This window comes from Kitasatospora sp. NPDC059747, assembly GCF_042732955.1.
GTDB lineage: Bacteria > Actinomycetota > Actinomycetes > Streptomycetales > Streptomycetaceae > Kitasatospora.
Genome location: NZ_JBHWGV010000060.1, coordinates 6775 through 20805, shown reverse-complemented (window position 1 = coordinate 20805; position 14031 = coordinate 6775). Strand labels below are relative to the sequence as shown.

The window sequence follows — 14031 nt, the reverse complement described above, 5'->3', positions numbered from 1 at the left end:
AAACCCACCACCCCCCGGGCCCGCCGGCGCGGGGCCCCGCGCCCCCCCCCCCCGAGACCGGGGTCGGCACCTACGCGCAGAACGCGTTCCTGGGCAGTCCCGCGCACGGGCGCTCCATGCTCGCCTGCGCGGTGAGCGGCGCCAGGTCGAGACCGGTGCGCTGCGGATAGGCCGCGTCCGGGATCGGGCACGGGCCGAAGCCCGCCGCGCACACCAACTCGCCGAAGAGCAGCTGGTCGTCGCCGACCCCGGCACCCTCACCGCAGGGCGGACCGTCCACCGTGCGGCTCTGGATCGACGCCGGGTCGCTGGTGAGGGCGGCGCCGTCGGTCCCGTGGTTCCCGACGAAGCAGTTGTGCGGCGCCGTCGTCGACTCGTTGGCGAGGTCCGCGTTGGTCGGGTTGCCGAAGAAGCCGTTGCGGGTGAACTCGTTGGCCGCCACCAGGTTCCCGTAGGACGTGAAGACGCAGACGCCGGGCAGCTGCGTCCCGCCCTGGCAGGTGCTCAGCGGCGGCGGCGTCTCGCTGTCCGGGAAGTCGTGCAGGACGACGCCCCAACTGCCCTGCTGCTGGATCCGGTTGCCGCGGATCGTGTCGCCGTGGCCGCCCGAGATCTCGATGCCGGCGCCGATCGCGCCCGCCAGCCCGGAGAGCGGGGAGTTCGGGTTGTTGTTGTCGTGGATGAAGTTGCGCTCGATGAACGTGCACGAGCGCTGCGGCGCGCCGGGGCAGCTGCCGTTCTGGGGCGGGGGCGCGTCGTCGTTGTTGAGCGAGTTGGCCACGATCCCGCTGCGGTTGTGGTCGAACTCGGAGTCCTTGATGGTGTAGCCGCCCGAGTTGGTACCGGAGAAGCCGATCGCCGAGTTCTGTCCGTGTGCGTCGAGGAGCGTCACCCCGCAGATGTCGCGGCACGCGCCCACGTAGTAGTCGGAGTCGCCCATGTTGGACGCGTAGGTGTGCGCGATCTCCGCCGGGCCCGTCGCGTTGGACGCGAAGATGCCGTACTGCGCCATGGACGCGTTCGGGTCGGCCGCGCCGAAGCCGGACGTCGCGGTCAGGTAGGCGCCGTGGTAGCCGTGCAGACCGATCTGCCCGCTGCCGTCACCGCCGTTCCACCAGATCTCGTTGCCGCCGCTGCCGTCGGCACCGGAGAGGTAGTTGCAGACGGTGAGGTTCTCGACCGAGACGTCGTCGGCCTTGGAGACGACGACGCCGCTGCGACCGGTGGTGTCCTGCAGCGCCGGGTCGGCCGGGCAGGGCTGCGCCGCGCTGCCGTTGCTGCCGTCGACGACCACCCGGTTGCGGTCGAGCCCGCGGAGGTGGACGCCGGGGGTGGTGATCAGCACACCGGCCTCGGCAGTGGCCTTCTCGTGGTACACGCCGGGCCAGACCAGCACCCAGTCACCGCCGCGTGCGGCGTCGACCGCGGCCTGGATGGTCCCGTACTGCTGCGCGGCGCCGCTCGGGCAGGCTGCGGTGCTGCCGTTGCACACGAGCAGCACCTGCGGGCCTCCCCGCTCGTACGCGGCCGCCGCCGGGGCGAGTCCGCCCGCCGCCAGTGCCAGCGTTCCGAGCAGCGCCATCAGGGGTCTGGTGCGGCGGGGAACCGGTCTCTTTCTCACAGCAATCCTCCATCGGATCAATTGATCTGACGCAGCGTCAGATCAATTCAGCCTCCGGCCCGTCCGAGGGGGAGTCAATCAGCCACGCAGAGCCGTTCCGGCGAACCGTCCTCCCCCGAAACCGCAGGTGACAGGCCGTCGCCGCGGTCGCCCACGAAGGCGTCGCGCGCGTAGGGACGGCTCCGACAAGATTCGCGAGCGGACCCTGGCGCATGTCGCCACATACCCGCACCCGCCCACCCGACAGGATGAAGGCAAAGACGCTCGTCACCAGGCACGAAGGACACCGATGACCCTCCGCGAGATCAAGCCCGGCAACCGGGGCTTCCTCTACCTCAACTCCCACCCCGGGGGCTGCGCCGCCGTCGTCGACGAGCTCTGGGAGCGCACCCCCGCACCCACCGACACCGCACCCGCCGACACCGCACGCACCGGCCCGGCGGCCGCGGACCCGGCCGCCGCGGACGGGCCCGTCGCCCTGATCATCGGCTCCAGCGCCGGCTACGGCCTCGCCGCGACCGTCGCCGCGCTGCGCACGTACGGCATGCGCGGGCTCGGCATCGCGTTCGAGGCCCCCGAGACCGAACGCCGCACCGCCTCCGCCGGCTGGTACCGGACGGCCCGCGCGGCGGAGCTCGCCGGGACGGACGGCGGCTTCGCGTTCCTCAACGCGGACGCCTTCTCCGCCGCCGCCAAGGACGAGGCGCTCGACCACCTCGCCACCCGGTACGGCAAGGTCGACTACCTCGTCTACAGCGTCGCCGCGCCCCGCCGCACCGACCCCGGCACCGGCGAGGTCCACCACTCCGTGATCAAGCCCCTGGGCTCCGCCTACCGGGCCAAGACCCTGCAGTTCGACGGCGCCACCCCGCTCGTCGGCTCACTCGAACTCGCGCCCGCCGCCGACCCGGAACGCGACGCGACCGTGCAGGTCATGGGCGGCGCCGACTGGAAGCTGTGGATCGACGCCCTGACGGACCGCGGCCTCGTCCGGGACGGCTTCCACACGGTGGCCCTGACCTACGTCGGCTCCGACCTCACCGCGCCGATCTACCGGGCCGGCACCATCGGCGCGGCCAAGCGGCACCTGGAGGACACCGCCCGCCGCCTCCAGCAGGACCTCGCCCCGCTCGGCGGCCGGGCCCACACCGTGGTCGCCGGCGCGGCCGTCACCCAGGCCTCCACGGCCATCCCGTCCATCGCCCTCTACACCAGCCTCCTGCACGCCGTCCTCGGCGACGGCTTCCAGAGCACCGCGCAGCAGGCCACCGCCCTGTGGCAGCAGCTCACCGGCGCGGCACCGCTGCAGCTCGACGAGGAGCAGCGGATCCGCCTCGACGGCTGGGAGATGGACGACAAGGTGCAGGCCGCCGTCCACGAACGCTGGGCCGCCGCGACCACCGACACCCTGTCCGAACTCGCCGACACCGCCTGGTTCCGGGCCCAGGTCGGCCGCCTCTACGGCTGGGACGTCCCCGGCACCGACTACACCGCCCCGGCCGAGACGACGGTGCCATGGCCGACCGTCGACTGACGTTCCGTCAGGAACCCGTGTGCTCACCGTCGGCGGTGGCGGCGAGCTTGCCGGCGATGGACGCGCCGAGGTCGGACATGGTCCGGCGGAAGGCGGCTTCGAGGTCCACGTCGTAGTGGTGGGCGAGGATCAGCACCGACCAGAGGCAGTCGGCGAGTTCGTGCTCCAGCGCCGGCCGGCCACCGGGGACGTCGCGCGCGCCCTCCTCGGCCATGACGAGCTTGGCCAGATCGCCGACGTCCCCGACGAATCCGAGCATGAAGTCGCCGCGCGTCCACGTCCGGCCGCGCTCACGGCGGTTCAGCTCGTCATAGAGGTCGTGGACGCGGAGCGCCTGACGCTTCAGCTCCTCAAGGTTCATCGGTCTCTCCCCCGTCGACCCGATCAGGGAGTCGACCCTCGTCCCCTGCCGCGCGGTTGTCAACCGACCGCGCGGCCGGTGAGCAGGCAGAGGTTCAGACGCTCCGCGTGTGACCGGCCTCGCGATCGGGGTGCGCCGCCGCGGCCTCCGTGACGGTACAGTGCCGGCTCCACAGCACGGGGGAAGGGCCTGAGGATGGAACTCACGCGTCGGGAGAGGCGCCGGCTGGTCGCGGCGGGCGTGGCAGCGGCCGGAGTCGCGGCGTGCTACGTCTGGGGCGATCCCTACCCGTTGCCGTACAAGGTGCGGGACGCCTCGGTGCTGGGCCCGATCGCCGTGGACGACCCGCGCGTCGGCGCGGTGTCGGTCGGCTCCGACGACCACACGGTCTCTCTCCACGTCGACTGGGGCGGCTGCGACTACCGGCCCGACCTGGTCGCCCACGAAGCGGCCGACCGGGTCACGATCGTCCTGAAACGCCGCGATGCCTCCGGCCCGGACATCGGCTGCGAGGACGGCGGTGCGGCCCGGCTGAGCACGCACCTGGCCCGGCCGCTCGGCAGCCGTGCGCTGGTCGACGGCGTCACGGGCGAACCGGTTCCCGCCGCCAAGGGCTGACGCCTGGGCAGCGGCGTCAGAGATCCGCAACCGCCGGTTCCTTCGAGGCGTGGAGCAGCAGGTCGCGCAGGGCCGTCGCCGTGTCCGTCGGGTCGGTGGGGGTGAGGACGACCTGGTCGACGGTCGTCGACGGGCCGGTGAGGGGGATGATGCGCAGTCCCGGCGGCTCGTGGTCGAGGGCGGACTCGACGGTGATGCCGATGCCCGCGCCCGCCGCGACGTGGGCGGCGATGGCCTGCACGCTGTCGGCGGTCCTGATGATGCGGAGGTCGGCTCCGCCGATCTGAAAGGCGGCCAGGAGGCGGTCGCAGAGGCCGCTGTTGATCTGGTGGGGCCAGGTGAGCAGGTCGGCGGTGGAGAGCTCGGCCACGCTCAACTCGGCGTGCCCGGCGAGGGGGTGGGCGGCGGGGACGAGTGCCACGAAGCGTTCGGTGGACAGCACCCTCGCGCGAACGCCGTTGATGCCGCCGGCCGCCCAGCCGATGCCCAGGCCGATCGTCTCGGCGCGCAGGGCGGTGAGCTGGGCCGTGGTCGGCATGCACTCCGGCACGATCGTCACGTCGGGGAACCGGTCGCGCAGTTGCGGGAGGCAGCGCAACAGCAGCTGCTGGCCGGTGTATTCGGCGTGGGCGACGACGAGAGTGGTGCGGGCCCGGTCGCCGGCGGCCAGGGCCCGTCCGCGCTGCTGGAAGCGGCGCAGCTGGGCGAGGGTGGCCCGGGCGTCGGGCAGCAGCGCTTCGCCGAGGTCGGTCAGTGTCACCCGTCGGCTGGTGCGGTGGAACAGCCGGCCGCCCAGAGCGCTCTCCAGCCGTCGGACGGCGTCGCTGACGGTGGGCTGCCCGCGGTGCAGGCGTGCGGCGGCGCGGCCGAAGTGGAGTTCTTCCGCGACCGCGACGAATGCTTCGAGTTCGATCCTGTCCACGGGGCCAGGCTAGCGCGATCGATCGGCGGGGCCGATCGCTGCATGCCGGAGTTCGGCGTTGATGCCGTGCCGCGGGCAGGCTGTGATGGTGGGGCAAGCAGGGCTTCCCCACGAACGGAAGTAGTGAACAGTCATGGCAGTCAACAGCGTTGACCGTGAGCACGATGCACCGACCGTCACCGTCACGGTGGTCTACCACTCGGTGCACGGGCACACCCGGGTGCTGGCCGAGCACCTCGCGGACGGGGCCCGGGTGGTGCCGGGCGCGCAGGTGCACGTCGTCGAGATCCGGGCGGAGGACGTCACGGCGGGCCGCTGGCGCGATCCGGAGGTGATGGCGCTGCTCGGCCGCTCCGACGCGATCGTCTTCGGCAGCCCGACCCTGATGGGCAGTGTGTCGGCGGTGTTCAAGGCGTTCATGGAGGCGGCGTTCACCCCGTTCACGACGCAGGCGTGGAAGGACAAACTGGCCGGCGCGTTCACCATGTCCGCCTCGCAGAGCGGCGACAAGCTGACGGTCCTGGAGCAACTGGCGGTCTTCGGCGCCCAGATGGGCATGCAGTGGGTCGGCGTCGGCGACATGCCGGGCAACAACTGGAGCGGCGGCACCCGCGACGACGTCAACCGGCTGGGCTCGTGGCTCGGCCTGATGAGCCAGAGTCACGCCGACCTGGGCCCGGAGCAGGCCGGATCGCGTGGCGACCTGATCACGGCGGAGCGCTACGGCGAGCGGATCGCGCGGCTGGCGCAGCGCTGGGTCAACGCGGTGCCGTACGAGACGCCCCGGATGACCGAGCACGAGGCCCGCGACCTGTCGGCCGCCCTCCGGGCGACGGCTGCCGCCTGACCTGGTCGTTCCGCCCCTCGCCGGCTTCGGGGCGCGCCCGGCCCGCGGCCGTGAAAAGCCGTTGGCCGGGGGCACCCCGCGTGGAACGATCACCGCATGACCGACGACAGCGCCGCCATCCGCCGCCTGTGGGGCCGCCTCCTGTACGAGCAGCAGGCCGAACCGCTCGTGTGGGCGGAGGCGGTCCTGCGGGTCACCGGTCGCCCGCAGGCCGCCGTCGCCGCGGCGATGTCCGGCCGGATCGACGCCCTCGACGGGGCCGACCCCGCGTTCCTGCTGTTCCGTACGGTCGGCAAGCTCTCCGCCAACCTGTGCCGCAACGCGCTCTACGACGAGGATGTCGGCGAGCGGATCGGCCTGCTCGCCCTGCGGCTGGGCGGGCTCGAACCCTCGCTCGCGGGGCCGCTCGGGGACGCGCTCGGCCACCTGCCCGACGGGCCGGCGTCCCTGGTCACCGTCCACGCCGCCGAGCTGCGGGCGGGCCGCACGGCCCGCATCCGGGCGATCGACGCGCTGCTGCGATGGGCCGAACTCGGCCACCCGCAGGCCCTCGCGGCCCTGCACGACGTCGCCTCCGACCACCGCACGCAGGACGTCACCGTCTGGACGAAGGCCCTCAACCGGATCGCCCTCTTCGGTGACGCGGACCTCGAACCTGGCCTCCTGCGGGCCGTTGCCGACACCGGGCACCACGGGGTGCGGTGGTCCGCGGTCGCCTGTGGCGAACTCGGGTTCCGGAGCGCCGTCCCACTGATCACCGCCCTGCTGGAACACCCCGACCCGCAAACCCGCGAGGGCGCCTGCGAGGCACTCGGCCTCCTCGGGGCCGGGACCGCCGTCCCCGCCCTCGCCACCCGGCTGAACGACGACAACGGGTGGGTCCGCACCGCGGCCGCCCGCGCCCTCGGAGACATCGGCGGCGATGCCGCACTCTCCGCGCTCTGGCAGACCATGCTGGAGCGCCGGAACCCGAAGGCCGGTCACCTCGCCGCGGCCATAGCCGCCTTCGGCCCGGCAGTCGTCGACGATCTGATCGCCCTCACCACCGACCCCGACCCGGACCTGCGCGCCCTGGCCTGTCGCGCCCTCGGCTCCACCGCCGACGACCGCGCGCTGCCGGTGCTGGAGCGCCTCGTGGCCCACGACCCCGCCAGGACCACGCTCGGCGGCCTGGTCGCGACCGCCGCCAAACAGGGCCTGCGCACCGCGCACCGCATGCGCCGGGCGGACTCGGCCGCCGGCCCGGCCCCCGGCCCGACCACCGATCCGGCTACCGGATGACGAGCAGCCGGGTGCCCGGCACCAGCTTCCGGTTGACGGACGTCGACTGGACGAACACGGTGTACGACGGGTTCTCCCCCGGCTTCACCGTGACCTCCGACTGCGGCAGGCCCAGGAGCTGACGGGCCGCCGGGCCCGAGAACACCCGTCCCGTCATCTTGCCGGTGGCCGGGTCCTTCTCCGCCACGGCGAGTTGCTTGGAACCCTGGATCTTCTCGCGCTTGGACAGCTCGTAGAAGGCGCAGCCGGTCTTGTACTCGTGCCCGGAGCGGGTGACGAACTCGCGGATCTGCACCTGCTCGTCGACCGGGATCAGCGTGTACTTGCCGGCGTCCAGGGCGTCGAGGCTGGCCTTCACGTCGGCCGTGCTCAGGTCCTGGCCCATGGTGAACAGGTTCTTCGTGCCGCGCACACCCTGCTCGCGCCCGCGCAGGAAGCTCGTGGCGGCCGACTTGACGGTGCCGATGGCCTCCTCGACGCCCTTGCTGGAGTCCGCGTCCCAGATCGCGATGTTGCCCGCCGGGAACCCGTACCCCTGGGCGGTGCGCTTGGCCAGGGAGTTCGGCACCAGGATCGCCGAGGTCCAGTGGTCGGGCAGGTCGTCCATGGCCTGCCGGATCCGGTCCGTCCACGAGCGCAGGACGGCGGCACCCTCGGTGGCGTTCATGCGGATGTGCATCTGCCCGTTCTCCGAGCAGCCGGAGGCGTTCTCCTCGCCGTCGGTGACGACGACCTGGAGGAACGAGTGCTCCCCGTAGCCCTCCCAGATGTTCTTCAGGTCGTCGAAGGACTTCACGGCCGCCTCGATCAGCGCCGTCGCACCGTTGTCGACCTGGTAGAGGCCCTTCAGCGACGGCAGGTGCTTGACGTCCATGTCCCAGACCAGGTTCTGCACCTGGTGGTCGAACGCGTAGAGGCTGATCCGCGTCTCGTGCCCGAGCCGGTCCGACTCCTCCTGCAGCCCCTTCACGAACTCGTCCACCACCCGCACGAGTTGCCCCTCGTGCTGGCGCATCGAACCGGACTTGTCGACCACGAGCGACACGTGGTTGACCTTGTGCTTGATCCTGTTCACAGCCATGGTCCTACCCCTCTCCCAACGCCCGTCCGACGCCGTTCCGGCGCCCCCTCCGACGTTGGTTCCACACTATGGGGCGACACTGACAATGACGCTCCGACCTGCGGTTCCACGGATTCTGACGACCCGTACGCCCGTGTCAACGCCCGCGTTGACACGATGTCGACGCCGCGTGGACGCCCGTACGGTGTCCTCGGCCGGTCCGGCTCCGTTCGGGAGCCGCCGGAAAGGACACGTCCGTGCACAGCTCCGCACCACCACGGCCGCGGCGCAGACCACCAGGCCTGCTCCGCGCCGTAGCCGCCGTCTTGTCGGGGGCCCTCCTGTCCGCGGTCGTCCAGACCCTGGCAACGCCCGCGCAGTTCGCCGCCGCCGATCCCAACCCGGACGCCCACCCGGTGGTGATCTCCATGGGCGACAGCTTCATCTCCGGCGAGGGCGGCCGCTGGGCCGGCAACGCATTCACGGACGACGCGGGCGCCTGGGGAACGGACAGTTCCACCGCCGTCTACAAGAACATCCCCCGGGCGGACGGCAGCACCGTCGACACCTCGTACGACCCCGGGGGGAACAAGTGCGACCGTTCCAGCATGGCCGAGATCACCGGCGTCCAGATCCCGCACAGCCCTGATCCCGAGCGCATCAACCTCGCCTGCTCCGGCGCCACCACGGACAACATCACCTCGACGGTCCCGGGTTGGAAGGAGCCCACGTCGCAGGCCGACCAACTGGCCGCGATCGCGGCGGACAAGAGCCGCCGGATCAAGATGATCGTGGTGTCGATCGGCGGGAACGACATCCACTTCTCCGACATCATCGCGGCCTGCGCCGCTTCCTGGGGGGCGATCAACGGCGATCTCTGCAGCAAGGAGGGCGGCAACACCTCCAACACCTTCCGCCAGGACATCGCACGGGTCCAGGTCAAGATCGAGACGGCGCTGGCCGCGATCAGGAAGGCCATGACGGCCGGCAACAACTACACGCCGGACTCCTACCAACTCGTCCTCCAGTCCTACCCGAACGTCCTGCCGCCGTCGAGCCAGATGCGTTACTGGGAGTCGGTGTCCTACAAGCGCTGGACCTCGGGTCGCTGCCCCTTCAGGGACAAGGACATCGACTGGGCGCGGGAAACGGTCATCACGAGCCTGCGCGGGGCCCTGAAGCGCGCAGCGGCAGACCAGCAGGCCACGTTCCTGGATCTCGGCAAGCTCTTCCTCGGGCACGAACTGTGCAACACGGATGCCGCTCAGGCCACCAAGGACAACGCGACGAACCCCATCAAGCCGCGCGACGCCGAGTGGGTCCGGTGGATCCCGTTCAAGCCCGAGGACGCGAAGGCGAACTGGGGTGACATGCAGGAGGCCATCCATCCGAACGCGTTCGGACAGCGGGCGCAGCAGACGTGCCTCAACCTGCTCGCCGCCGTGATCACCGACCCCAGGCCGCAGGCCCCGGGGCCGAACTCGTTCGGGTGCACGTCGATGGGCAAGCTCGACGACCGGATCGCCTTCTACCGCGACACCCCCAACACCCCCGCGACCAACTCCTACGGCTGGCCTTACTACGAGAGCCTGAAGACCACCTCGAACCCGATGTGGATGAACAACGTCGAGGACTCCGCCCCGCTCGGCTCGCTGTCGATCCCGGGCACGCACGAGACGATGTCCCACTACGGCGGTGACGCCGCCACCACGCAGGAGTGGGACAACGATCAACAGACGTCCCTCGTCGACCAGTTGAACGCCGGCATCCGGTCGATCGACATCCGGGTCGACCCCGACGGCGACAGCGCGGACGACAAGCTCTGGTTGTGGCACGGGATCATGGGCCAGCACGCGGCGCTCGGCTTCGGCGTCCTCGACCCGCTGACCAAGTGGCTCGACGCGCACCCCACCGAGACGGTGCTGCTCAGCCTCAAGACCGAGAACACCGTCTACAAGACCGTGTGGCCGGACCTCCCGGACGACTGCGGCATCGTCGGTGCGCACCGGCCCTGCGGTCCGCGGCTGCCGCAGAAGACGGAGCTGTCCACCGCCGAGACGCAGCAGCTGATGGGCGACGAGTTCCAGAAGTACGTGGACCGCTACCAGCGGTACTTCTGGACGCCTTCGGTCACGCGCGGCCAGTCGGCCGACACGCCGCTGCTCGGCCAGGTGCGCGGGCGGATCGTGCTCAACTCCTTCCGCGGCCCGCACGGCGGCCTGTACGGCGAGTGGGGGCTGAAGACGGCCTCGGTGGACGCCCGCGTCCAGAACGACTACGACATCCCGACCGTCGCCGACATCAAGCCCAAGTGGGACAAGGTCCTCGCGCACCTGACCAAGACGCGCGCGGACACCGACAACACCGCCCTCTACTTCAACTACCTGACCGGGGCCAGCGCCGGCGCCTACCCGTACAGCGTGGCCGGCGGCGCCGGGGGCACGTGGGGCGTCAACCACTGGGCCTGGGACTACTTCAAGAACTCCGACACCGGCGGCCGCACCGGCGTCATGATGATGGACTATCCCGGCGGCGAGCTGATCTCCCAGATCATCGGACACAACACGTCCGTCACGCTCACCCCCGCCGGCGGCGAGTCCGGCCGGCACAGCACGGACAACCGGGACTGGAGCGTCGGCCCCGGCGAGATCCGCAGCATGGTCACCAACAAGTGCCTGGACGTCGACCTGGGCAGCACCAACGGCCAGGCGGACGGCGCCAAGGTGCAGCAGTGGGGCTGCGGCGGCAGCAGGAACCAGCAGTGGACCCTGGACGACCAGTCCCGGGTGGTCAACGCCAACAGCGGCAAGTGCCTGGACGTCGACGTCCCCAGCGGCACCGTGCAGCAGTGGGGCTGCGGCCCGAACCCCAACCAGAAGTGGACCCACGCCGGGACGTGGCTGCGCAACCAGGCCACCCAGAAGTGCCTCGCGGTCACCGACGGCAACGACGGCTCGCGCGCCGTCCAGGTGGACTGCGGCGAGTCCCCGGTGGGCTCCGCCACCGACGCGGGCGACCCGTTCGACGCCACCCCGGACGACCGGCAGGCCAAGCCCGCCGCCTCCGGCGACTGCCGCCCGGACGGGATGACGCCCAGCCCGGGCGCCCGCTACTGCGACGTGTACGACACCAGCGGCCGGGAGTGGCTCGGCGGCCGGGACAAGCGCGTGGTCGGGTACTTCACCGGCTGGCGCACCGGCGCCAACGGCGAGCCGCGCTACCTCGTCAAGAACATCCCCTGGTCGAAGGTCAGCCACGTCAACTACGCCTTCGCCTCGGTCGGCCAGGACAACCGGATCGCCGTCGGTGACGAGGCGACCAAGACGACCTGGCCCGGTGTGGCGGGCGCCGAGATGGACCCGTCCCTCCCGTACCAGGGCCACTTCAACCTCCTCACCCGGTACAAGCGCCAGCACCCGCAGGTGAAGACGCTGATCTCGGTCGGCGGCTGGGCCCAGACCCAGGGCTTCTACACCATGGCCACCAACGCCGACGGCTCGGTCAACCAAGCCGGGATCAACACCTTCGCGGACTCCGTCGCCGCCTTCCTGAACCAGTACGGCTTCGACGGCGTCGACATCGACTACGAGTACCCGGCCTCGCTCCAGAACTCCGGCAACCCCAACGACCAGGGCATCGCCAACCCCCGCCGGGCCGGCCTCCAGGCGGGCTACGTCGCGCTGATGAAGACGCTGCGCGCCAGGCTCGACCAGTCCGGTGCCGCCAACAGCCGCTACTTCCTGCTGACCTCGGCGGCCTCGTCCTCCGGGTACCTGGTGCGCGGCGAGGAGAACCAGCAGGCCCTGCAGTACCAGGACTTCGTCAACGTGATGTCCTACGACCTGCACGGCTCGTGGAACAGCTACGTCGGCCCGCAGGCGCCGCTGTACGACAGCGGCCAGGACAACGAGATGGCGGCCGCCGGGATCTACAACGACACCGACCCGAACACCAAGGACTACCAGAAGACCGGCTACTTCAACACCGACTGGGCCTACCACTACTACCGGGGCGCGCTGCAGGCCGGCCGCATCAACATCGGCGTCCCGTACTACACCCGCGGCTGGCAGGGCGTCACGGGCGGCACCAAGGGCCTGTGGGGCACCGCCGAGGGCGACCAGTCGAAGTGCCAGCCGGGCACCGGGCTCGCCCAGAAGTGCGGCAACGGCGCCACCGGCATCGACAACGTGTGGCACGACACCGACGTCATGGGCAACGAGGTCGGCGCCGGCTCGAACCCGCTGTGGCACGCCAAGAACCTCCAGGACGGGATCCGGCCGGGCTACCTCCCGGACTACAGGGTGAACCCGAACCAGCAGGTCGGCGGCTACGAGCGGAACTTCGACCCGGCCACCCAGTCGACCTGGCTCTGGAACGACGCCAAGAAGGTCTTCATCTCCACCGAGGACGACCAGTCGATCAAGGCCAAGGCCCAGTACATCGCCGACAACGGCATCGGCGGCGCGATGATCTGGGAGCTCGGCGGCGACTACACCAAGCGCTCCAACGGCGAGTGGGGCATGGGCTACGACATGACCACCCTCGTCGACCAGACCCTGCGCGGCTCCGGCGCGCCCGGCGCGGTGCGCAGCGACCAGGCGCTCCCGCAGCAGACCCTGGACGTCAAGGCCGAGCTCGCGGACTTCCCGTCCGACAACGCGCAGCTGTGGCCGATGCAGCCCAAGCTGCGGATCACCAACAACACCGGCCAGACCCTCCCGGCCGGTACCGAACTGTCCTTCGACATCCCGACGTCCACTCCCCCGCTGATCAAGGACGAGGCCTGGCACGAGATGACCGGCGCCGTGGCGCCCGGCCGGACCGGCCCGAACGTCGGCGGCCTGAAGGCGGACTTCCACCGGGTGACGATCAGGCTCGGGTACTGCGAGGACGTCCCGGCCGGGAAGGCGCGGGACATCGGGATCAAGTACTACCTGCCGATCACCGGCCCGGCCAACTTCAAGATCAAGGTGAACGGCACGGAGTACGGGCTCGCCCAGGACGCCCGCAAGGGCACCACCCCGGCCACGCTGGGCGCCACCGGCGGCTCGTCCTGCCAGGCCGAGCCCTGGGACCCGGCCCGCACCTACAACCCGGCCTTCGCGCCGTTCGCCCTGTGGAAGACCGGCGACCTCTGGAAGATCCAGGACTTCAACAGCGGTAACGTGATCGACCACCCGGGCAGCTGGACCACCGCCCACCTGGTCGACTCGCAGAACGGCAACGCCAACCAGCTCTGGAACGTCAGCGAGGAGGGCGGCGCCGGCTGGTACCGGATCAAGAGCACGACCAGCGGCCACGAGCAGTGCCTCGGCGCCGACCAGCGCCTCGGCAGCCTCACGGTGCGCGACTGCGACTGGAGCAACGGCCAGTGGTGGCGCTTCCTCGACGCCCAGGGCAACGCCTTCAGCGGCGGCGTCCCGAAGGACGGCAGCGCGTACGGGCTGACCTCCTACGCGGGCTTCGTCGCCGAGCCCAGGAACAGCGGCGTGCAGCCCGGCACGGCCATCGTCGCGGGCGACCCGGACGGCGCCACGCGGACCGTGGTCTCGTACAACGGCTACTACTGGAAGGCGCGGTGGTGGACCAAGGGCCCCGACAACCACGGGACCCCGAACACCACTGACCCGTCCGACAGCTGGTCGCGCCTCGGCCCGACGGGCTGAGCCCGACCCGCACGACCTGCACGACCTGCACGACCTGTGAGACCTGTGAGACCGGGCGGTGAACCTGGGGGCCGAGCCGCTCACGGCCATCGAGCGCAGGATGCGGCCGGTGGAGTAGAGG

9 protein-coding genes are annotated in these 14031 nt (G+C 71.1%); 5 read left to right on the top strand and 4 right to left on the bottom strand.

From position 1 onward, the window contains the following. Positions 1 to 70: 70 nt before the first annotated feature. On the bottom strand, positions 71 to 1582 hold the full coding sequence (locus ACFV4G_RS24905; RefSeq protein WP_380443956.1) for a hypothetical protein: 1512 nt from the start codon (positions 1580 to 1582) through the stop codon (positions 71 to 73). A 328-nt stretch (positions 1583 to 1910) separates the two neighbouring features. Between ACFV4G_RS24905 and ACFV4G_RS24900 the strand changes: the two genes are divergently transcribed. Next, positions 1911 to 3155 (top strand): enoyl-[acyl-carrier-protein] reductase FabV, encoded by a 1245-nt coding sequence (locus ACFV4G_RS24900; RefSeq protein ID WP_380443954.1) that lies wholly within the window; start codon positions 1911 to 1913, stop codon positions 3153 to 3155. Positions 3156 to 3162: 7 nt separating this feature from the next. Here ACFV4G_RS24900 and ACFV4G_RS24895 read toward each other — a convergent pair whose 3' ends face one another. Next, a complete protein-coding gene (locus ACFV4G_RS24895; RefSeq protein ID WP_380443952.1) occupies positions 3163 to 3516 on the bottom strand; it encodes a MazG nucleotide pyrophosphohydrolase domain-containing protein in 354 nt (117 codons plus the stop codon). Positions 3517 to 3711: 195 nt separating this feature from the next. Here ACFV4G_RS24895 and ACFV4G_RS24890 point away from each other — a divergent pair, with 195 nt between their 5' ends. After that, positions 3712 to 4134, top strand: coding sequence for a hypothetical protein (locus tag ACFV4G_RS24890; protein WP_380443950.1), 423 nt, complete (start codon positions 3712 to 3714; stop codon positions 4132 to 4134). 16 nt (positions 4135 to 4150) lie between these two features. On the opposite strand, the gene ACFV4G_RS24885 is transcribed toward ACFV4G_RS24890, so the two are convergent. Next, positions 4151 to 5056, bottom strand: coding sequence for a LysR family transcriptional regulator (locus ACFV4G_RS24885; protein ID WP_380443948.1), 906 nt, complete (start codon positions 5054 to 5056; stop codon positions 4151 to 4153). 133 nt (positions 5057 to 5189) lie between these two features. On the opposite strand from ACFV4G_RS24885, the gene ACFV4G_RS24880 reads away from it, so the two are divergent. Beyond that, the gene (locus ACFV4G_RS24880) at positions 5190 to 5903 is read left to right on the top strand and encodes a flavodoxin family protein (RefSeq protein WP_380443946.1); all 714 of its coding nucleotides are present in this window, start codon (positions 5190 to 5192) and stop codon (positions 5901 to 5903) included. A gap of 96 nt (positions 5904 to 5999) precedes the next feature. Then, entirely contained in the window at positions 6000 to 7184 is a 1185-nt protein-coding gene (locus ACFV4G_RS24875; protein WP_380443944.1) for a HEAT repeat domain-containing protein, read from the top strand. Here ACFV4G_RS24875 and ACFV4G_RS24870 read toward each other — a convergent pair. Further along, positions 7174 to 8265 carry a VWA domain-containing protein gene (locus ACFV4G_RS24870; RefSeq protein ID WP_380443942.1) on the bottom strand — a complete coding sequence of 364 codons (1092 nt, stop codon included), beginning with the start codon at positions 8263 to 8265 and terminating at the stop codon, positions 7174 to 7176. The genes ACFV4G_RS24875 and ACFV4G_RS24870 overlap by 11 nt on opposite strands. Before the next feature lie 305 nt (positions 8266 to 8570). On the opposite strand from ACFV4G_RS24870, the gene ACFV4G_RS24865 reads away from it, so the two are divergent. Then, positions 8571 to 13910, top strand: a complete 5340-nt coding sequence (locus tag ACFV4G_RS24865) for a glycosyl hydrolase family 18 protein (RefSeq protein WP_380443940.1) — start codon at positions 8571 to 8573, stop codon at positions 13908 to 13910. Positions 13911 to 14031: the final 121 nt, after the last annotated feature.

What these genes read in the sequence shown, in the direction of transcription:
- ACFV4G_RS24890 (WP_380443950.1), top strand. Translation starts at nt 3,712, where the DNA reads ATGGAACTCACGCGTCGGGAGAGGCGCCGGCTGGTCGCGGCGGGCGTG.
- ACFV4G_RS24905 (WP_380443956.1), bottom strand. Translation starts at nt 1,582, where the DNA reads ATGGCGCTGCTCGGAACGCTGGCACTGGCGGCGGGCGGACTCGCCCCG.
- ACFV4G_RS24895 (WP_380443952.1), bottom strand. Translation starts at nt 3,516, where the DNA reads ATGAACCTTGAGGAGCTGAAGCGTCAGGCGCTCCGCGTCCACGACCTC.
- ACFV4G_RS24880 (WP_380443946.1), top strand. Translation starts at nt 5,190, where the DNA reads ATGGCAGTCAACAGCGTTGACCGTGAGCACGATGCACCGACCGTCACC.
- ACFV4G_RS24875 (WP_380443944.1), top strand. Translation starts at nt 6,000, where the DNA reads ATGACCGACGACAGCGCCGCCATCCGCCGCCTGTGGGGCCGCCTCCTG.
- ACFV4G_RS24870 (WP_380443942.1), bottom strand. Translation starts at nt 8,265, where the DNA reads ATGGCTGTGAACAGGATCAAGCACAAGGTCAACCACGTGTCGCTCGTG.
- ACFV4G_RS24900 (WP_380443954.1), top strand. Translation starts at nt 1,911, where the DNA reads ATGACCCTCCGCGAGATCAAGCCCGGCAACCGGGGCTTCCTCTACCTC.